The 20455-nt window shown below is 71.5% G+C and carries 12 protein-coding genes and 3 pseudogenes; 8 read left to right on the top strand and 7 right to left on the bottom strand.

Translation table 11 applies throughout. The features are described from left to right. The first annotated feature begins 161 nt into the window (after positions 1–161). On the top strand, positions 162–839 hold the full coding sequence (locus tag AC08OJ_RS09495) for a single-stranded DNA-binding protein (protein ID WP_476592995.1): 678 nt from the start codon (positions 162–164) through the stop codon (positions 837–839). Between the two features lie 89 nt (positions 840–928). Beyond that, entirely contained in the window at positions 929–3313 is a 2385-nt protein-coding gene (locus tag AC08OJ_RS09490) for a DUF7846 domain-containing protein (protein WP_476592994.1), read from the top strand. 180 nt (positions 3314–3493) lie between these two features. Here AC08OJ_RS09490 and AC08OJ_RS09485 read toward each other — a convergent pair. Beyond that, positions 3494–4714 (bottom strand): annotated as a pseudogene (locus AC08OJ_RS09485) (DUF1254 domain-containing protein); the annotation flags it as partial. Positions 4715–4927: 213 nt separating this feature from the next. Here AC08OJ_RS09485 and ettA point away from each other — a divergent pair. Further along, positions 4928–6610, top strand: coding sequence for an energy-dependent translational throttle protein EttA (gene ettA / locus AC08OJ_RS09480; RefSeq protein ID WP_476592993.1), 1683 nt, complete (start codon positions 4928–4930; stop codon positions 6608–6610). Positions 6611–6659: 49 nt separating this feature from the next. Here ettA and AC08OJ_RS09475 read toward each other — a convergent pair whose 3' ends face one another. From AC08OJ_RS09475 to AC08OJ_RS09460, 4 genes and pseudogenes are all read right to left on the bottom strand, one after another. Then, positions 6660–7082: a globin gene (locus AC08OJ_RS09475; protein WP_476595532.1), complete on the bottom strand. Its 423-nt coding sequence runs from the start codon at positions 7080–7082 to the stop codon at positions 6660–6662. A gap of 32 nt (positions 7083–7114) precedes the next feature. Beyond that, a complete protein-coding gene (locus tag AC08OJ_RS09470; RefSeq protein WP_476595533.1) occupies positions 7115–7249 on the bottom strand; it encodes a hypothetical protein in 135 nt (44 codons plus the stop codon). A 193-nt stretch (positions 7250–7442) separates the two neighbouring features. Continuing rightward, a pseudogene (locus AC08OJ_RS09465) lies at positions 7443–7682 on the bottom strand (alpha-amylase); the annotation flags it as partial. Between the two features lie 121 nt (positions 7683–7803). Continuing rightward, a pseudogene (locus AC08OJ_RS09460) lies at positions 7804–9018 on the bottom strand (alpha-amylase family glycosyl hydrolase); the annotation flags it as partial. A 396-nt stretch (positions 9019–9414) separates the two neighbouring features. Here AC08OJ_RS09460 and AC08OJ_RS09455 point away from each other — a divergent pair. Next, a complete protein-coding gene (locus AC08OJ_RS09455) occupies positions 9415–11526 on the top strand; it encodes an ATP-binding SpoIIE family protein phosphatase (protein WP_476595531.1) in 2112 nt (703 codons plus the stop codon). A 45-nt stretch (positions 11527–11571) separates the two neighbouring features. Here AC08OJ_RS09455 and AC08OJ_RS09450 read toward each other — a convergent pair whose 3' ends face one another. Together AC08OJ_RS09450 and AC08OJ_RS09445 are read right to left on the bottom strand one after the other, a co-directional pair. Then, complete coding sequence (locus tag AC08OJ_RS09450) at positions 11572–13104, bottom strand: SDR family oxidoreductase (RefSeq protein ID WP_476595530.1); 1533 nt, start codon at positions 13102–13104, stop codon at positions 11572–11574. Between the two features lie 141 nt (positions 13105–13245). Further along, a complete protein-coding gene (locus tag AC08OJ_RS09445) occupies positions 13246–13761 on the bottom strand; it encodes an HNH endonuclease (protein WP_476592990.1) in 516 nt (171 codons plus the stop codon). 402 nt (positions 13762–14163) lie between these two features. Between AC08OJ_RS09445 and AC08OJ_RS09440 the strand changes: the two genes are divergently transcribed. The 4 genes from AC08OJ_RS09440 to malQ form a co-directional block, all read left to right on the top strand. Further along, positions 14164–15492 carry a mechanosensitive ion channel family protein gene (locus tag AC08OJ_RS09440; RefSeq protein WP_476592989.1) on the top strand — a complete coding sequence of 443 codons (1329 nt, stop codon included), beginning with the start codon at positions 14164–14166 and terminating at the stop codon, positions 15490–15492. 168 nt (positions 15493–15660) lie between these two features. Further along, complete coding sequence (locus AC08OJ_RS09435; protein WP_476594520.1) at positions 15661–16389, top strand: response regulator transcription factor; 729 nt, start codon at positions 15661–15663, stop codon at positions 16387–16389. After that, positions 16386–18053: a HAMP domain-containing sensor histidine kinase gene (locus AC08OJ_RS09430; protein WP_476594519.1), complete on the top strand. Its 1668-nt coding sequence runs from the start codon at positions 16386–16388 to the stop codon at positions 18051–18053. The genes AC08OJ_RS09435 and AC08OJ_RS09430 overlap by 4 nt, the downstream gene beginning before the upstream one ends. Then, a partial coding sequence (malQ, locus tag AC08OJ_RS09425; RefSeq protein ID WP_476595529.1) for a 4-alpha-glucanotransferase occupies positions 18050–20455 on the top strand: 2406 nt, incomplete at its 3' end. The genes AC08OJ_RS09430 and malQ, both read left to right, overlap by 4 nt.

Below are 20455 nucleotides of genomic sequence, written 5' to 3'. Positions count from 1 at the left end.
TCCTGGGAAGGTCGAGCTCCGGGGATGCGTGGCCTGTGGATGAACCCTCGTTATCCACAGGCGACCAACCGAGGGTTTCCGAAGTCGCCGTGACGGCTCACTGTGGGAGAGGCCGTTCGCGGCCAGCCCGGCGGATCCGTCCCTGACCCGAGGAGCACGCCATGCTCGAGACGACCATCACGCTTGTCGGCAACCTGGTCGACGATCCGGATCATCGGATGGCGGCCAACGGTGCGTCGATATGCACCTTCCGCCTCGCGTCGACGCCCCGCCGGTTCGATCGTTCCGAGAGCCGCTGGGTCGACGGAACCACGCTGTTCCTGCGGGTCTCCTGCTGGCGCCAGCTCGCGGACAACGTCGCTGCCAGCCTCGTCCGGGGTGATCGTGCGCTCGTCTACGGCCGGCTGCGGCAGCGGTCGTTCGAGACGGGCGAAGGGGAACGGCGGGTTACCTACGAGATCGACGCGGATGCGGTCGGAACCGAGCTCACCTGGCATGCGGCTCGCTCGGAGCGACTTGCCCGTCGCCCGGGCTCCGCCCCCGCGGGGGCGGCGGCCGCGACGGGTGTTCCCAGTGATCCGTCCGCTCTGGTGGGATCCGCTCTGGTGGGATCCGAGCACGGTGCTCTGGCCGGCTTCCCGGTCGCTGGTGCGGATGCGGATGCGGCCGGAGCGGCATCTGCCGCGACGGCCATGGCGTCGATGGTCGCGGGACCGCCGGCGGGTGCCGGGCGGCTCCAGGGCGCGGGTGTGGCGCCCGGCGAACCGCGCCCGTCCGCCGTGACGGTCGACGATTCACCCTGGCAGTCGTTTCCCTCCTCCTCCCATGACCTCTCCTGATCGTCCAGCCGTCGATGGCGGGGACCTGGAGGGCGAGTCGGACCGACCTGCGTCCGGCGCGGCCAAGGGCGCTGGGTACCGTGCCGTGGATGAGCAGCCGGCACGAGATGGGGCCGACGGGGCCTGTCTCCGCCGAACCCGGGACAGAGCCGCAGGCGCCCTTCGACGTCATCGATGCGCAGGTTGTCGTGAGTCCCGGCTTGGAGAGCGGCCTTGCGCACGCGACACCCGGATCGGTGGTCGTCGCCGCGCCCAGGGGTGATGCTGAGCCCCGGAACGACACGCCGCGGTCCCGGCCGGACGGCGAACAACCGCCGGCCGGGCCGCCGGCTTCCGACGACGCTCACGGTCGGCGGGCTCCCGTCCAGCGGCTGCGCGTTCGTCTCGCGAGCATCTCGGGGCCCGCCCGGTACGTGATGGTGCTCGCCGTCCTGAGCGCGGCGGTCGCCGTCGTCCTCCGGCACACCGTGTTCCCGTTCCTGTCGGTCAATAACGACGAGGGCATCTACCTCCTGCATGCCAGGACCCTCGCCGAGGGCCGCCTGTTCCCGCCCGCCCCGGACCCGGCGCCGTCCTACCTGCCATGGCTGGGAACCGTTGTCGGCGATCACTACGTGTTGAAGTACACGCCCTTCGTACCCGCGATCTTCGCGATCGGCATCGTGCTGACGGGAAGCATCGATCCGGCGCTTGCGATGATCGTCATGGCGGCGGTCGTCGTCACCTACCTACTGGGCGCCGAGCTGTCCGGCAGCCGGCGGACCGCGGCGTTGGCGGCGACCCTGCTCGCCTTCTCCCCGCTGGTGATCCTCCAGAGCGCGATGGTGCTGAGCTACCTGCCGACCCTGGTGCTGCTGCAGGTGACCGTCCTGGGAGTGCTGCGGGGACGGCGCCGCCGACGGGCGGCACCGGTGGTCGTCGCGGGCCTCGCCCTCGGCGTGGCGGCGGCGGTGCGGCCGTACGACGTCGTCCTGCTCCTGGCTCCGCTCGCGATCTGGCTGGTCTTGACCTCCACGGGCGGGCGCTGGTGGCTGTGCCGGTGGCTGCTTTGCGGGCTCGCCGCGCCCATGGTGCTCGTCCTGCTCAGCAACGCCGCCGCCACCGGTGACCCGTTGCGGCTGCCGTTCGCGCTCCTCGAACCCGACGACAAGATCGGCTTCGGGTTGCGCAAGCTGTATCCCGGCGACGGCAGGCACGACTTCGGCCTGGTCGAAGGGCTGCAGTCGGTTGGCGACCACCTGTGGTTGTTCGGCGGCTGGGCCTGCGGGGGAGTAGTGCTGGCCGGCTGTGCGATCGTCGTGGCGGCTCGGCGGCAGCTGTCCGCACCCGCCGCGGTCCTGGGTGCGGGTGGGCTGCTCTTCCTGGGCGGATACGTCGGCTTCTGGGGCGCGTGGAACGCGGCCGAGTTGTGGGGCGGCATCCGCTACGTCGGCCCCTTCTACCTGGTCCCGGTGCTCATCCCGCTCGTCCACCTCGGCGCGGAGGGCCTGGTCAGGGCCGGCGAAGCCGTCTTCGCCCGCGGGCACCGCTTCGGGCTCACCGCCGTCGCGGGGACCGGCGCCGCCATCCTGGCGCTCACGGCCGTCGTCCTGGTCGGGGCGGTGCGCGCCAACCTCACGCTCACCGGGCACGACCGTGACCTCAGCGCGATGCTGAATCGGCTGCCGGGCGACCCGCTCGTGTTCGTCGCGGTGAACCCGCCGTTTCTCGGGCATCCCACTCCGGTGACCGCGAACGGGCCGAAGCTCGACGGTCCCGTCCTGTTCGCCGTGTCGCGGGGGGTCGACGATCTCATCGTGGCCGCTGACCACGCGGACCGCCCGGCCTACCTGCTCCGCCTGGCATCGGCCTACGGCCGCTCACCCGCCTCGCCTTCCACCGCGCGGGTCGAACGGCTGGCGGTCAGGAGCGGCAGGCGGGTGGCGGTGACCCTGCGAGTGGATGCCGCGCCCGCGGGCGCCCGTTCCGCCCGCGTCGTGCTCACCGAGGGTGCCCGCCGCCTGTCGATTCCGGTCCATCCGCGGATCCCCACCTCGATGATCCTCACCGTCGACGCGGACGGCCTCGATATCACCGACGTCGCCAATATCACCAGTATCACCAACATCGCCGGCGGCACGGACAGCCCCGGCGGCACCACGACGGACCGCAACGACTCCGGCCGGTCCCCGGTGCATTCCGGATCCCTCGGCCGTCCGTCGGCGAGCACCGTGCGGGACGGCCGGGGCACCTCCATCACCGTGGCCTACTACGCGACGAGCCCTTCCGGACGGGAACATTTCCTTGATCATAAGGTGCTGCCCGTGCGGCTGGCCGCACGGGACGGTTCCCGGTCGGACAGCTCCCGGTCGGACGGTTCCCGGCCGGCTGCCGGCCCGCCGGTCACCGTGCTCGGATCCCTGGGGGAGGTCGATGAGGTCGGCGAGGGGCGTCGGCCGCCGCTGCGCATCATCATCGATGATCGTCGAGGCTGACCTGCCCGCCCGGGTAACCTGCCTGCCCCGGCGCCCCGATCCCCCGGTGATCGGTCGGCCCGGTGATCGGTCGATGCGGCGGATGGGAGGAAGCATGTACGTTCCGTCGAGGACGTCAGTCCCCGGCTCGTAGATCCGTAGGACGGGCCGGAAATCACCGACTGCCGCGGGCAGCCAGTTGGCAAGCGGCCCGCCGTCCTCCGGGGGATCGCTCTGGAGCAGGATGCGCACCGAGCCGTCCGGACCGCGGCGCAGATCGCGGTCGCCGCTCCGCAGGGAATACCGGTGCAGGGGATTCTCGACGAGGTAATACTCGGGCGCGTCGTACATTGTCAGCGACCAGAACACGGCCTGCGGAGGCGGCACCAGCTCCAGCAGGTACCGGTGGGCCCCGCTCAGCTGACGGCCGTCCGTGTCGATAGCACGGCTCGCCTGGATCTCCTCGTAGCCGTGCGTCGCGCCCCGCGGCAGCCGGGCGGCCATCGCCCGGGCGAGACGGGCCTGTGCCCGATCGCTTATCCGCCAGGCCGGATCGTCGATCGTGCCTGGTCCGAGTCGGTCCAGGTTGAAGTCGAGGGCATGCGGGGTGCTCACCCAGCCGTTCGTCAGCGCCCGGCCGGCGTGCGCCACCCGTTCGAGCTCGTCGCGGCCGGCGCGCAGCCCGGTGCGCAGGGACCAGGCGAGGCCCGGGTTGGGGTCGATGTACGGCGAAGGATCGTTGAGGATCCCGAGCGAGGTGAAGTGGCGGGCGTACTCGGCCTCGGCCCGCGACGGAGGATAGGCGCGCAGCCAGATGCGCAGCTCCTCCCAGAACCGGAGGTCGTCACAGACCCTCTTCGAGTGCTCCGGCGGTCCCTCCGCGCGGCGGGCCTCGGGATCCAGCGGGCTCAGGTCCAGTTCCTCCTGCAGCCGGGACACCGCCGCGATGTCCGCCGGGCCGTCGAAGCCAAACCGGTTGATCAGCGTCAGCAGCCGGGTCGGCGCCTTGATGCGGGCCAGCGACGCGGGCGCGCTGCCCGTCCAGCCCGGCGGGACGAGCAGATAGCGCCCACCCCGTCCGCCGGTGGTTCGCCGTCCCACGTAGGCGAAGTTGTTCCGCCAGGCGTCCATGAAGATCATCACGCTGTAACGATCCGGCGTGTCGGGGATCCGCAGGACCAGCGGACCCGGCGTGAGGTCGACCTCGGCCACCGAGCACAGGGCGTCGTTGTCGACGCTGACGAAGCAGGACAGTGGCGCGGGCGGTTCCGTCTCGTGAGCGAAGGCGTTGTACCCGGCGGGCCGGATCGGCCCGATTCCCTCAGCCGCCGTCCGTACGCTCAGCCGGACATTGCTGACCAGGGGATATCCGAAGATGAACGCCTCGGCCGCCAGCCCGAGCCGATGGTCACTCGCGAGCATGCCGTCCTCCCCGCGCTCGTCATCTCCGTTTCAGCGGTCGTCCCCATGCAGCGGTCGCCCCCACAGTCTGTGCCCTTCTTCGTGGTGTGGTACCCACCGGATGCCGTCCGGGGACCGGGAGGACCCGATGATCCGCCCGGTCCCCGGCGTCGGCCGACGGGCCACCGATCACCGCTGTGAGGAACGCGGGCGCGATGCCCTAGGGTTGATGGCATGGCGCAGTACGTCTTCCAGATGCGCAAAGCGCGCAAGGCCCATGGCGACAAGGTCATCCTCGATGACGTGACCCTGTCGTTCCTCCCCGGAGCCAAGATCGGGGTAGTCGGCCCGAACGGCGCGGGGAAGTCGTCCCTGCTCAAGATCATGGCCGGCCTCGATCCGCCGAGTAACGGCGAGGCGACCCTGAGCCCCGGCTACACGGTCGGCATGCTCGCCCAGGAACCCTCGCTGGACGAGACCAAGGACGTCCGCGGCAACGTCGAGGACGGCGTGCGCGAGATCCGCCGGGTGCTCGCCCGCTACGAGGAGATCAACGAGAAGATGTCCGCGCCCGACGCGGACTTCGACTCCCTCCTCGCCGAGCAGGCCGAGCTCATCGACAAGATCGAGGCCGCGAACGCCTGGGAGCTCGACAGCCAGCTCGACCAGGCCATGGACGCGCTGCGGCTGCCGCCCGGCGATGCCGACGTCACCCTGCTCTCCGGCGGTGAGCGCCGCCGGGTCGCGCTGTGCAAGCTCCTGCTCGAGGCTCCCGACCTACTCCTGCTCGACGAGCCGACCAACCATCTCGACGCCGAGAGCGTCGCCTGGCTGGAGCAGCACCTCGCCCGCTATGCGGGCGCCGTGCTGGCCGTCACCCACGACCGGTACTTCCTGGACAACGTCGCCGGCTGGATCCTCGAGCTCGACCGGGGCCGTGCCCTGCCCTACGAGGGCAACTACACCACCTATCTGGAGAACAAGGCGGCCCGGCTGAAGGTCGAAGGCCAGAAGGACGCCAAGCGGCGCCGGGTACTCGCCCAGGAACTCGAGTGGGTCCGGTCCAATCCGAAGGCCCGCCAGACCAAGAGCAAGTCGCGCCTCGCCCGCTACGAGGAGCTGGCCGCCGAGGCGGACCGGGCGCGCCCGCGCGACTTCGAGGACATCCAGATCCCGCCCGGCCCCCGGCTCGGCAACCAGGTTATCGAGGCCAAGGGGCTCACCAAGGGCTTCGATGACCGGCTCCTCATCGACAACCTGTCGTTCACCCTGCCGCGCGGCGGCATCATCGGCGTGATCGGCCCCAACGGCATCGGTAAGACGACCTTGTTCAAGATGTTGACCGGGCAGGAGGCGCCGGACGCCGGGGAGCTCGTCATCGGCGACACCGTCGACATCGCCTATGTCGACCAGACCCGCTCGGGCCTGGACCCGAAGAAGAACGTCTGGCAGGTCGTCTCCGACGGCCTCGACCACATCGTCGTCGGCAAGGTCGACTTCCCGAGCCGGGCGTACGTGTCGTCGTTCGGGTTCAAGGGGCCCGACCAGCAGAAGCCCGTCGGTGTGCTGTCCGGCGGGGAGCGTAACCGGCTGAATCTCGCGCTCACCCTCAAGCGTGGCGGCAACGTCCTGCTTCTCGACGAGCCCACCAACGACCTCGACGTGGAGACGCTGCGCTCCCTGGAGGACGCGCTGCTGGAGTTCGCCGGCTGCGCCGTGGTCATCTCCCACGACCGCTGGTTCCTCGACCGGGTCGCCACCCACATCCTGGCCTGGGAGGGAACCGACGAGGACCCGGCGCGCTGGTTCTGGTTCGAGGGGAACTTCGCCGACTACGAGACCAACAAGATCGATCGTCTCGGGCAGGAAGCGGCCCGCCCGCACCGCGTCACCTACCGCAAGCTCACCCGGGACTGAGAGCGCACCCGGGCCGGCCGCCCGGCCGGTGCCCGCGGGCACCGAGCGGTCAGTCGGGGCGGTTCTGCAGCGAGTTCGCCGCCATCGACAGGTAGCCCCAGAGCTGCCTGTCGAGATCGGGCGGCAGGTCCAGGGAGTCGACCGCGGCCCGCATGATCTTCAGCCAGGCGTCCCGCTGCGCCGGGCCGATCGCGAACGGGCCGTGCCGCCTCCGCAGCCGAGGATGCCCGCGCTGCTCCTGGTAGTCGGTCGGGCCACCCCAGTACTGGATGAGGAACATGCGCAGGCGCTCCTCAGCGCCGGTCAGATCCTCTTCCGGGTAGAGCGGGCGCAGTACCGGATCGTTTGCCACACCCTGGTAGAACCGCGCGACCAGCTTCCGGAACGTCGGTTCGCCGCCGGCGGCGTCGTAGAAGGAGCTGACCGGGAGAGTGCGCGGAGGAGACTGGCTCACTCGTCCATTCTGCGGCACGCGGTGCGGCCCGATCCGGGCGACGGGTGTTCTCAGCCGTCGCGGGGCGCGATCCACGCCGTCGTGTCGGGGGGCAGCGTCAGGGTCGCGCCGTCGTACCCCACCGGTCCGCTGGCGAGCACCAGCCGTCCGGGCAGCGGAACCGCCATCTTCCCCTCGGTCGTCATCACGCAGGTCATATTGGCCGGCCCCACCGAGGTGGGCGGGGCCGGGGGCACCGACGAGCCTGCCGGCGCGGGGGCGGTCGAAGGCCAGGCATCCGGCCGGGGCGTCGTCCCACCAGCGCAGGTCGTCGCCACGCAGGTGGGGGAGGGCACGGCGCAGGGCGAGCGCGCTGCGCACGAGCAGCCAGGTCGACATCGGGTCGGCCGCCTGCGCGAGGACCGCGAGGTCCGCCCAGTCGGCGGGTTGCGGCAACCACGGGTCGGCGCCGGCCGAGGTGAATCCGTAAGGGGGCGTGTCCCCCGACCACGGCAGGGGGATCCGGGCGCCGTCCCGGCCCGGCGACGTGCCCCCGGACCGCGTCCAGATCGGGTCGCGACGGGCGGCCGGCGGCACCTCGGCCTGCGGCAGCGCTAGCTCGTCGCCCTGGTACAGCACCGCGGTGCCGGGCAGTGCGAGCAGCGTGAGCAGGGCGGCGCGCGCGGCGGGTCCCCGTGGGACCGCCGCCGTAACGGGTCGCCGGACGCACCACGTCGTGGTTGGCGAGCACCCAGGTGCCCGGCGCGCCGACCGCCGTCAGCGCGGCGCGTTCGGCATCGATGGCGGCCCACCAGGCCGCCGCCGACCAGGGGATGCTCAGCAGGGAGAACGAGAACGTCAGGTGCAGCTCGTCCGGTCGCACGTAGCGGGCGAGCCGGGCCGGGTCGCGCACCCAGGTCTCCCCGATCAGGACCCTGGGACGCCCGTCGCGGGCGGTGTACTCGTCGGTGATCGCGCGCCACTCGCGGTAGATCTCGTGCACCCCGTCCTGGTCCCAGACCCGGGGCTCGTGCTCCTCGCGGAACCCGCTGTCCGGAGCCAACAGGGCGCCGGGCGGGTTGTCCCGTAGCTCGGCGTCCTTCACCAGCCCGTGGGTCACGTCGATCCGGAACCCGTCGACCCCCCGATCGAGCCAGAACCGCAGCGTCGCGGCATGGTCCGCGCGGACGGCGGGATGATCCCAGTTCCAGTCGGGCTGCTCGGCGTCGAACAGGTGCAGGTACCACTGGCCGTCCGCCACCCACGTCCAGGCCGATCCACTGAACACCGATTCCCAGTTGTTCGGAGGCTGCTCGCCGCTGGGGCCTCGGCCGTCGCGGAAGATGTAGAGCTCCCGCTCGGGACTGCCCGGCGCGGACGCGAGCGCCGCCTGGAACGCCGGGTGCGCCGAGCTCGAGTGGTTCGGCACGAGATCGATCAGCACGGCGAGTCCGGCCTCGGCGGCGTCGGCGAGCACGGCGTCGAGGTCCGCGAGGTCACCGAAGAGCGGATCCACGCCGCGATGGTCGGCGACGTCGTACCCGTGGTCGGCCATGGGGGACGAGTAGAAGGGTGTGATCCAGATCGCGTCGACGCCGAGTTCGGCCAGCACGGGCAGGTGCCGCCGCAGCCCCTCCAGATCGCCGACCCCGTCACCATCGGAATCGGCGAAACTGCGAAGGTACACCTCGTACAGCACGGCCCGGCGCCACCACGTCCCGTCCCGGCCGGGCGACCGCACCCGGCCGTCGGCGCCATTCGGGCGATCCAGCTCCCCGGCGTCGCCGGCTCCTGGGCTGTTGTCCTTGTTGTCCCCAGCACCCTCGACGTTCTCGCTGCCCGCGTGGTCCTTGCCCGCGTCGCTCCGGTTGCCGTGCTGGACTCTAGATCGAGGACAGGAATAAGGTATTTTATCTCCCTTAGTAGATGAGGGTGTCTTTGTGGGGCAGTCCTCAACAGAATAATGTGTCCTCATCTGGCTCCTTCTGGCGTTCCTGGCCTTTTTGGTGCAGGTGCCCCTGTTGTGCGCCTACCCAGGGACCGCTCCGCCGCGTCGGGACGGCGCGGCGGAGCGCGTGTTCCTCGGTCGGGTGATGCCTATCCAGCATCAAACCCGGTCGGTGGGGGCGAAGGGAGGGCGATGGGGTACTGGTTGCGGCTCGGGCCGACGTTCCCCTGATGCGTGATATCCGATATCCGAACTAGACTGCCGCAGGTGGACCAGGTGACTGGCTGTTACGGAGCAGTACCGAGAATCGGATTTGGTCGGGGATGTGATGGTGTGCCCGTGACGTCGGAACCATCCACCGGGATTTCGCCCTATGCGCCCGGTATATCAGGGTTTGTCGGTGAATCACGGAGGTCCGATCAGGTGCGGCGGTCGGCGTCCGCAGGTCTGCGGGCCGCGCGGGAGGCTGTCCGCGCGCTGTGCCACGGTGCTCGGGGGGACCATGACGACGGATTGGGTGGCTCCGACCCGTCCTTCCTGGCCGATGCCGGTCTCGTCCTCGGCACCTCCCTCGACCCCGATCGGGTCGTCGACCTGATCGCCGGACTCGCCGTGCCCCGTCTCGGCACGGGCGCCTTGGTGTGGCTGCGCGAGGGCGACCAGGTCAGGCTCGGCGCCTCGGTCTTCCACGACCCGAAAGCCGGCAAGATCATGCGGGCGATTGTCGCCACGCGGCCGCCCCAACTCGCGGACGACTTCCCGCCGGGCGTCGTCATGCGTAACGGCCAGACGTACTGTCTGCCGGACTTCGACGAGCTGCGCCCGGTGCCGCTGTTCCCGTACGAGCTCGCCTACCAGCAGTTCCGCCGGATCCAGAGCGGTCCCACCGTCACCGTCCCGTTGCCGGCGCACGGCCGGATCCTCGGCGCGATCACTGTCGGGCGCGGCACCGGCTTCTATTCCGAAGCGGAGGTGAACCTGCTGGAGGACCTCGCCCGGCGGGGGGCCGTCGCGCTGGAGAACGCACAACGCTTCCGCGAGGCACAGGAGTCCGCGCTGACCCTGCAACGGTCGCTCCTGCCGGCGCATCCCCCCGCACTCGACGGGGTCGAGATCGCGATGGAGTACCGGCCGGGAACGGCAGGGACGGAGGTTGGAGGCGATCTCTACGATGTCATACCGCTCGCCGGGGGGCGAGTCGGGGTGGCCATCGGTGACGTGATGGGGCGCGGCCTGCATGCCGCGGCGGTGATGGGCCAGCTGCGGGCGGCGCTGCGCGCCTACGCTCTGGAGGATTGGAGCCCCGTCGAGGTGCTGACCCGGCTTGACCGGGTCGTCGGCCTGCTGCCCGGTCTCCAGCTCGCGACCTGTATGTACGCCGTCTACGACCGGGACACCGGCCGGGCGACGATCGCGAACGCCGGCCACCCCGCGCCGTTGGTGATCCTTCCCGACGAGGACCCCGACTATCTGGTGCTCGACCCCGGGCTCCCGCTGGGAGTCGGCGAGGGGGCGGTGTTCAGCGAGACGACCGTCGCGCTTCCACCCGGATCGGCGTTGGTGATGTTCACCGACGGCCTGGTGGAGTCGCGACGCCGCCCGCTCGTGGACGGCTTGGACAATCTTCGACGCGGTCTTACCGCACAGCGTGCCCGGGCGGCCGCGGCAGGCCTCGAGGCGGTCGAAGTCGCGGCGGGTGCCGACGTGGCGGCTGGAAGCGGGGGCGAGGGCGTTGGCCTGAGCGCGGAACGGACCGGGAAGGCGTGGACGGATCGGCGGGCCCCCGGCCCGTCGCTCGGCCCACCCCCCGGGGTGCCGGAACGTCGCTCCTGGGTGGACCGGCGGCGCCGGGCGCGCAGGGTGAACTTCGCGGCACGTAGCTGGTTCGGTCCGGACACCGTCAACGGCCCCGGCGAGGGCCCCGTCGAGGAGACCGCCCGCACGCTGCTCGAATGGTGCCTGATCGCCGCCGGTCTCCCGGCCCGGACCGACGACGATACTGCCATGGTGGTGCTCACCACGCAGGCCGTGAACCCGCCATTGCTCGAACTCGCGTTGCCCGCGGTGGCCGCGTCGGCCGGCGAGGCCCGGACAGCGATGCGCTCGGTCCTCGCCGAATGCGGGATCACCTCCGTCGAGGACGCGACGCTGCTGGTCAGCGAGGTGGTGACGAACGCGGTGCTGCACGCCCGCAGTGATCTGGTGCTGCGGGCATCGATGGAACCCGGTCGGCTGCGGATCAGTGTCGAGGACCGGGAAGGCGCGCATCTGCCCCGGCCCGGCGCGGCCGCGGAGAACAAACCCGAGCCCGAGTCGGGGTGGGGCTTGCTGCTGGTCGAGGCGCTGGCGCTGGCCTGGGGCGTGGAGATGACCCCCGGGGGCAAGCGTGTCTGGTTCGATATCGAGATACCCGACCGGGAGCCGGGTGCCGCCGGCCCGACGAGACCGATCGTCAGGCCCAATCCGTCTCCCTCGGCGGGCCTGTCCCGGAAGCCTCCCCTCGACCCGCCGGTCCAGGGCCGCTCCTGGGGATAGCATCCGCTGCCGGGCCACCTGACGAGCCGGGCCGAGGCCGCGTGATCAGGCGGTGGCGACGGCGCCGGTGGCCCATTCGTCCTCGGCCTTGCGCACGATGTTGCGTAGCATTCCACCGAAGACGGCCGCGTGGAACGGGCTGACCGACCACCAGTAGAGCTGCCCGGGAAGTCCGCGGGGCAGGAAACTCGCGCGCTGCCAGTAGGTCGTGGTGCCCTCGGCGTCGATCATCGAGCGTAGTTCCAGCCAGGCCTCGCCGGGCAGCTTCATCTCGGCACGCAGCCGGAGCAGGTGGCCCGGTTCGATCTCCTCGACCCGCCAGAAGTCCAGAGCCTCCCCGGCGTGCACCCGCTGCGGATCACGCCGACCCCGGCGCAGACCGACGCCACCGAGGGCGGTGTCCAGCCAGCCGCGGGCGGACCAGGCCAGGGGCCACGAGTACCAGCCGTTGTCGCCCCCGATGCCCTCGATGACGTGCCACAGACAGGCCGGCGGCGCCGCCACGGCCATGCTGCGCTCGTCGACGTAGAGGGATCCCCCGGCCCACTGCGCGTCGGTCGGCAGGGGCTCGTTCGGGGGGCGCGTGGCACCGGCGCCGTCCCCGTCGTCCGATGCGCCTCCCGATCCCGGCCACACCGCCGTCGACCAGCGGGTCTTCACCGAACGTGCCCGCACCCGGGCCAGCGCGAGGGCCACCGCGGCGTCGAAGGGCAGCAGTCCCTCGGCGGGATCGGGGATCCAGCGGGCGATCTGGTGGTCGTGGGCCACCACCTCGTTGCGCAAGGAACGGATGAGCGGCCTCGCGATGCCGCCCGGCACCGGGGTGACGAGCCCGACCCACAGCGAGGACAGCTCGGGGGACAGGATCAGAACCGGGACGATGATCCGGCGCCGCAGCCCCTCGACGGCGGCGAAGCACTGCATCATCTCCGCATAGGTCAGGATGTCCGGGCCGCCCACGTCGAAGGTGCCCTCGACGTCGTCGGGGACGTCCAGAGCGCCGATCAGATAGTGCAGCACGTCCCGGACGGCGATCGGTTGGATCCTGGTCCGCACCCAGCGCGGCGTCAGCATCACCGGCAGGCGCTCCGTCAGGTAGCGCAGCATCTCGAACGAGGCGCTGCCGCTGCCGATGACGACCGCCGCACGCAGCACGATCGTCGGCACCCCCGAGCCGAGCAGGATCCTCCCGACCTCCTGGCGGGAGCTCAGATGGGCGGACGTGCCACCCGTCGTCGCCGGGCTCAGCCCGCCGAGGTAGACGATCCTGCGGACACCGGCCGCCCGGGCCGCGACGGCGAAGGCGTTCGCCGCCCGCCGGTCGACCGCGGAGAAGTCACCACCACCGTCGATCGAGTGGATGAGGTAGTAGGCGACCTCGATCCCGTCGAGCGCGGACCGCAACGACTCCGGATCCCGGGCGTCGGCGCGGACGACCTCCGCCCGGGCGGCCCATGGGATGTCCCGCAGCCGGAGGGGATCCCGGGTCATGGCCCGGATATGGTGGCCACGGTCGAGCAGGCGGGGAGCCAGCCGGCCGCCGATGTACCCGGTCGCCCCGGTGACGAGGATGCGCATGCAGGTTAGCTGCCCTGGCAGGTCCCGCCGTACCCTGGCATCCGGCCGATCTGCCGTCGCCGTGCCTGGGAACGCCTCGAACAGGCGGGGCGCCCGGGCAGGCGGGGACGCCCGGGCAGAGGACGCTCCGGGCGGGTGCCGTCAGGCCGAGGCGGCCTCGGTCACGTCGGTACTCAGGTAGGCCGACCAGCGTGGATCCATCCGACGGGAGCCCAGAATGCGCCAAGCGGCTCCGCTCGGCGCCCGTGGCGCCGTGCGGAGCCGCCAGCCGAGATCAGCGACGGCCCGGTCGGCTTTCAGATGGTTGCAGCGGCCACAGGCCGCCACGACGTTTTCCCACGCATGCGGGCCCCCACGGGAGCGTGGAATGACATGATCAAGTGATGTTGCCGGAGCATTGCAGTACACGCAGCGATGATGGTCGCGGGCCAGCACACCCTTGCGGGTCAGCGGGATCTGCGAGCGGTACGGCACCCGGATGAAACGCGCTAACCGGACCACGATCGGGACATCGACGGAGGCCGTCGCGGACCGAAGAACCTGCCCGGCCGATTCGACCATGACGGCCTTGTCGGTCAGGACCAACACCAGCGCGCGCCTTTGCGACACCACGCACAGAGGCTCGTACGTGGCATTGAGAACCAGCGCCTCTGCCACGCGCCGACCTCCTGCCCACCGAGGGCCCTTTGCGGGCCGTTCTGCCCAGCGTCTCCGGTGACAATGGACAGTCAACCTTCTTCTGCGGCAGAACGCGAGCCTGTTTGCATGGTCATCGCCTTTCGTGCCGTGGCGCTGCACATATCTCGTGGCCTTTGTCACATACAGGCGACCATTTTGTGACCGCATCAATACGGAAAGTGCTTTTTCGGGTGTGATGGGAGACCTGGCCGGGTTGGGTCGGAGCGTGGCTGTCCGCCGACCGGATCGGGGCCCCCACCGCCGGGCCACCGGCATGGGTGAGACTGATCTGCGGCCGCCGCCCGCGCCGCCGTGAGCGCGGGAGGGCCGGTGACCTCGGCCTGCTCGAGGAACTTCGAATGATCGCAATCGACCGGAAGGATGATCGACGCCGTGACGCCCGCCCCGTCCCTGCTGGCTCAGCCTCTCATCCCGTCGCTGGGAATGCTGCTGTCCGCCTCGCCGTCACCCACCGAAGTGCCGGGCCCGACGTCCGGGCTGACGACGCCCACCCCACTGCCCTCGCCGAGCCCGTCGGTGACCTCTGACCCGCTGGTGTCCCTGGAGGGCGTTGCGACCGCGCTGCGGGACGCCTGCGGGACCGATCCGGGGCTGCTGTGCCGCACCGTCTACGACATTACCCACAGTAATTATCTTGCCTCCGGGGCTGAGGTGTTCCTCGGTACCCCGATCCGCATCGCGCTCATTCTGGTGATCGCGTTTGTGGTGCGGGCGCTGCTGCACCGGTTCATCCGGCGCACCACCGACATCGGACACGCCACCGAACGGACCGGTTCCGGCAGTTGGGGCGGGTTGTTCCGGGGTTCCCGCGCCGGCTCTCTGCTGGGCGCGTTCGGCGATCCGGCGGTGCTGATGGAAAGGCGCCGTCAGCGTGCGGCGACGGTCGGTTCGCTGCTGCGCAGCGTGACGTCCATCTTCATCTTCGGCCTGGCCTTCCTCAGCATCCTGGGCGAGCTGGGTATCAATCTCGCCCCCATCGTCGCCAGCGCCGGTGTGCTGGGAGTCGCGGTCGGTTTCGGTGCGCAGAACCTCGTCCGGGACTTCCTGTCGGGGATGTTCATGCTGCTGGAGGACCAGTACGGGGTGGGAGACGTGATCGATCTCGGTCCGGTCTCCGGTGCCGTGGAGGCGGTCAGTTTCCGGACGACCAGACTGCGTGACGTCGAGGGCACCGTCTGGTACGTCCGGAACGGCGAGATCACCAGGGTCGGTAACAAGAGCCAGCAATGGGCACGGACCGTGCTCGACGTTCCGCTCGACTACGACACCGAGGTCGCCACCGCCAAACGGGTGCTGGCCCGGACGGCGAACGAGCTCTGGGCGGACGCGAAGTGGAGCAGCCTCATCCTCGCCGAGCCCGAGGTCTGGGGGATGGAGACCATGACCTCGGACGGTTACACCCTGCGTGTCGCCATCAAGACCCAGCCGCTCAAGCAGTGGGAGGTCGCGCGCGAGCTGCGTGAGCGGGTCCGGACCTCGCTTGGCGCGGCCGGGATCGAGCTCGGTTCCGTGCAACGCAGTGAGGTGATCATGGTCAACGACGACGAGGAGACCGCCGGGAGCCGTGCGGAGGACGACGCGGATCCGGATGCCGGGGTCGGCGGGGGTGCCGCGGACGCTCAGGGGACGGATCTGCCGCGGGCACGGATCGACCCGCCCGCCCCCGACCCGTCGCGGTTGAGGGGATGATCTGGGCGTGCCGGTGAGTCTGGGCGTGCCGGTGGGTCTGGGCGGTTTGGGCGTGCTGGGCAGTCTGGGCTCACGGTGGCTGAAACTGTCCTGAGGATCGCGGTATGTCTTCCTGAGACCGGCCCCGCGCAGCACCATCACCGCGTCGGGTGAAGGCAGACTGGGGGCGTGCGGGTACTGGTGGTGGACGACGACGCGGCGGTCCGGGAGTCCCTGGAACGCTCGCTGCGGTTCGAGGGGTACGAGGTGGCCACGGCGGTGGACGGGGCGGACGCGCTCGGCGTCATCGGCCGCGAGCGGCCGGACATCGTCGTGCTGGACGTGATGATGCCCCGGGTGGACGGGCTGGAGACCTGCCGTCGGCTGCGGGCCCAGGGCGACGACGTCCCGGTGCTCATGCTGACCGCCCGGGACGGCTTGGCCGACCGGGTCAGCGGCTTGGACGTCGGTGCCGACGACTACCTGGTCAAACCGTTCGCGCTGGAGGAGCTGTTCGCCCGGTTGCGGGCACTGATCCGCCGGGCGGCGTTGGCCGCGCGGGTGCGGGCGGCCGGTTCGGACGGGTCCAAGGGGATCCCCGGCTCGACGCTGTGCTATGGCGGGGTCTGTCTGGATCAGGCTAGCCGCCAGGTGACCCGCGGTGATCGGGAGCTGATTCTGACCAAGACCGAGTTCGAGCTGCTGGAGTTGTTTCTCGCCCATCCGCGTCAGGTGCTCTCCCGCTCCATGATCATGGAGCGGGTCTGGGGGTATGACTTCGGCCCGACATCGAACTCGCTGGAGGTCTTCGTGAGCTACCTGCGCCGCAAGCTCGAGGCGAACGGCGAGCCCAGGCTGTTGCACACCGTGCGCGGAGTTGGCTACGTGCTGCGTGAGCCGTCGGGGGACCGCGCGTGAGCAGTGCCCCCGACCAGGGGGCCGCGCCATCGCCGTGGTGGCCGCAGCCGTTGACGGGTCGCCCGGCAGCGGGGCAGGTGGCAGCGGGGCAGCCGGCAGTGGGGCAGGTGGCGGTGAACGGGCGCGCCGGCCGGTTGGACGGGTTCACGCGGCGCGTCCACCCGGGACGTCACTCCAGGATCCGGTTTTCCTCCCCGCTCGGTCAGCTGACATTGCGGGCTCGGCTCGCCCTGCTTGTCGGGATGGCGGTGGCTGCCGCCGTGACGGTCGTCGCCGGGGTGTCGCTGGGGGCGACCAGCATCGTGCTGAACCAGGCCATCGACGACCAGCTCGTAGAGCAGGCTGAGGCGTCGGCGCACACCATCCAGACCAGTCCGCTGGGGCTGGAACTGCAGGCGTTCAGCTTCGGGCTGGAGGGCCAGTTCCTCGATGCCGCCGGCAATCCGCTGGAGAACGCCGTCTCGTCCTGGAACAGCATGCGGATCCCGGTCGACTCCGCCGACGCCGAGGTGGCCCGGCGGGAGCGGGCCCAGAACCTGCGCACGATCGCCATCGACGGGCAGTCCTACCGACTTGTCACGGTTCCGCTGCAACGTCCCGCGTCCGGCGGTGCATTGCAGCTCGCCCGGCCGACCACCGACGTCGACCGGACCCTGCGCGATCTCGCGCTGGTGCTGCTCGTCGTCGGGATCGTCGGGGTGGTCGGCTCGGTGCTCGCCGGACAGATCGTGGCACGTGCCGCGCTCAAACCCGTTGACGCCGCGGCCGCGGCCGCCGAGGAGGTCGCTCGCACCCAGGATCTGTCGGCGCTCATCCCGGTGACCGGATCCGACGAGATCACCCGGCTGGCGGAGAGCCTCAACAGCATGCTGCGCGCGCTGGAGGCGTCCCGGGCCCGCCAGCGCCAGCTCGTCGACGATGCCAGCCACGAGCTGCGCACCCCGTTGACGAGCCTGCGCACGAACATCGAACTGTTGCTGCGCGCCGAAGCGAACCCGCATCGCGCGCTGCCCGCGGCCGACCGTGAGGCGCTGCTGCGCGACGTGGGCGCGCAGATGCGCGAACTGTCCGGCCTCGTCAGTGAACTGGTCGAGCTCGCCCGGGACGAGGCGCCCACCGAGGAGGTGGAACGGCTCGATCTCGCGGAGATCGTGCGATCCGCGGCCGAACGGGCCCGGCGCCGCGCCACCGGCAAGGGCGTCGGCATCGAGGTCGACGCGACGTCCTCGACGGTCGACGGGCGGGCGAACATGCTCGAACGGGCAGTCACCAACCTGCTCGACAACGCCGTGAAGTTCTCGCCGCCCGCCTCCGTCGTCCGGGTCGGCTCCCGGGACGGCGAGGTAACCGTCGCGGATGACGGACCGGGCATCGCGCCGGAGGACCGCGCGCAGGTGTTCGACCGCTTCTACCGGGCCACCTCCGCGCGGGGCCTGCCCGGATCCGGGCTCGGCCTCGCGATCGTCGCGGATGCCGTGCACACCCACGGGGGTACCGTCACCGCGGAGAGCTCTCCGAGTGGCGGGGCGTTGCTGCGGATGCGGCTGCCGGTCGTCGACGACCCCGGTCCGCTGGGCCCGGCCACCGCACCGGGCCCGGAGCCGAACCCGCCGGGCGGCGCCGCTCCGCCTCCGGACCGCGCGGGCGAGAATCTCAGGTCGTGACTTCCGACTGCCCTGCCGTGCCCACCGCATCCGCGCCCGCGTCCCCCGCGTCCGCGTCCCCCGTGCCCGCCACTGGTCCCACCGCCCCGGCGGAACCGCAGCCCGCCGGGGCGCCGGTGGTGGACCCCGCCGTCGACCAGGTCCTCGCCGAACTCGCCGCGGTGTCCGGTGTGGCGACGTCCTACCTCGGGGCCGATGGTGTCCCGGTACAGGTTGCGCCGGACACCGTCCGGGCCGTCCTGCGGCTGGCGGGGGTCGATCCGACGGATCCCGCCGCGGCGCTCGCGGCGGCGCTGGAACGGCCCTGGCGACGCCGGGTGCCGGCCTGCGCCGTCGTCGTCGCCGCAGCACCGCGCCCGGTGGTCGTTCACACGCCCGTGGATGTCATTCCATACGCCGAGCTGGAGCTCGGCACCGGCGGCCGGGTCGTCCTCGATCCCCCTGGCGCCCCCCTGGCCGAGCGGGTGCTCGACGGCGTGCCCTGGGTCGCCCGGCCGATCGGGCTCCCGGTGGGCCTGCCCCTGGGGGACCACGTGCTGCACGTCGACGCCGGAACCGAGCGGCATCGCTGCCAGGTCGTCGCCGTGCCGGCCGCGGTGCCCGGCCCCGCCGCCCTCGCTCCGCCGGCCCGCGCCTGGGGCTGGATGATCCAGCTCTACGCGCTCACCTCGGCGTCGTCCTGGGGGATGGGGGACTACGGCGATCTCGCGACGCTCGCCGACTGGTCGGGCCGGGCAGGTGCTGACGTGCTGCTGGTGAATCCGCTGCATGCGGGTGCGCCGACCCTGCCCGTCGCGGCGTCCCCCTACTCGCCCGCGAGCCGCCGTTTTGTCTCCCCGCTCTACCTGCGACCGGAGCGGACGCCCGAGTACGCTCGGGCCGATCCCGCCACCCGGTCGGCCGTTGACGAGCTCGCCCGCGGCGCCCGCCGCGACGGTCGGCGGGACGGTCTGCTCGATCGGGACGCGGTGTGGCGGGCGAAGCTGGCCGCGCTGGAACTGCTCTTCGAGGTCTTCCGGCGCGGCGGCGAGCAGGTGGCATCCGCCGAGCCGGCCGGGTCCGACCTGATCGATTTCGCGACCTGGAGCGCGCTCGCTGAGCGGTACGGCCCGGACTGGCGGACCTGGCCGGCGCGTCTCGCTCATCCGGGCGCGCCCGCCGTCGCCGAGGCGAGGGCGGAGCTGGCCGACCGCGTCGCCTTCCACGTGTGGCTCCAGCAGCGCTGCGACCAGCAGCTCGCCGCGGCGCAGGCCGCCGCCCGGGCCGCCGGGATGGCCGCCGGGATCGTGCACGACCTGGCCGTCGGCGTCGATCCGGGCGGTGCGGACGCCTGGGCACTGCAGGACGTTCTCGCCGTCGGCGCGAGCGTGGGGGCCCCACCGGACACCTTCAATCAGCAGGGCCAGGACTGGGGGCTGCCGCCGTGGCGGCCGGATGCCCTGGCCGAGGCCGGGTACGCGCCGTTGCGTCAGATGGTTGCCTCGGTGCTGCGCCGCGGCGGCGGGCTGCGGGTCGACCACATCCTCGGCCTGTTCCGGCTGTGGTGGATTCCGGCTGGGGCGGGCGCCGCTCACGGGACGTACGTGCGTTACGACGCCGAGGCGATGCTCGGCCTGCTCGCGTTGGAGGCCGCCCGCGCCGGCGCCGTCGTCGTCGGGGAGGATCTGGGTACCGTCGAGGCGTCGGTGGCGACGACGCTCGCCCGCCTGGACGTGCTGGGTTCGACGGTGCTGTGGTTCGAGCAGGACGCCGAGGGCCGGCCGTCGCCGCCGACGGCGTACCGGGCGGCGACGATGGCCAGCCTCACCACGCACGACCTGCCCACCGCCGCCGGCTACCTCGAGGGCGAGCACGTGCGCACCCGCGCCCGGTTGGGGCTGCTCGGGCGTTCGGAGGAGGCCGAGGCGGCCGGTTGGCGAGCCGAGCGGGACGCGTTGGTCGAGCTGGTGCGATCCGAGGGACTGGTGGATCCGGCTGGCGCAGCGGCGGGCCTCGGCGGACGGGGGAACCCCGGCGGGAGCGGCCGGCCGGAGTTTGACCCCGCCCTCCGGGAGGCGTTCGGCCCCGCCGTTCGGCAGGAGATCGTTTTCGCGCTGCACCGGCTGCTGGTGCGGTCTCCGTGCCGCATCGTGCTCGGGTCGCCGGGTGACGCGCTGGGCGACCGGCATCAGCCGAATCTGCCGGGCACGACCGATGCCTATCCGAACTGGCGGCTCCCGGTGACCGACTCCGCCGGTCGGCCGGTTACGGTGGAACGCCTGCTGACCGATCCGGACGTGCGCCGGCTTGGCGAGCTCCTCGCCCAGGCCCGGGTTGCTCAGGTCCGGGTTGCCCAGGTCCGGGTTGCCCAGGCCCGGGGCGCGTCGTCCACCGGTGCGGCACCCCTAGGTCTGTCTTCCGCA

The sequence above is a fragment of the Frankia sp. CgKIO3 genome (assembly GCF_977946435.1).
Note: the sequence above shows the minus strand (reverse complement) of the source record. Positions and strands in the feature narration are given on the sequence as shown.

Coding starts and splice junctions, on each gene's coding strand:
- AC08OJ_RS09495 (WP_476592995.1), top strand. CDS start 162: ATGCTCGAGACGACCATCACGCTTGTCGGCAACCTGGTCGACGATCCG.
- AC08OJ_RS09490 (WP_476592994.1), top strand. CDS start 929: ATGAGCAGCCGGCACGAGATGGGGCCGACGGGGCCTGTCTCCGCCGAA.
- ettA (WP_476592993.1), top strand. CDS start 4,928: ATGGCGCAGTACGTCTTCCAGATGCGCAAAGCGCGCAAGGCCCATGGC.
- AC08OJ_RS09470 (WP_476595533.1), bottom strand. CDS start 7,249: ATGACGACCGAGGGGAAGATGGCGGTTCCGCTGCCCGGACGGCTGGTG.
- AC08OJ_RS09450 (WP_476595530.1), bottom strand. CDS start 13,104: ATGCGCATCCTCGTCACCGGGGCGACCGGGTACATCGGCGGCCGGCTG.
- AC08OJ_RS09440 (WP_476592989.1), top strand. CDS start 14,164: ATGATCGACGCCGTGACGCCCGCCCCGTCCCTGCTGGCTCAGCCTCTC.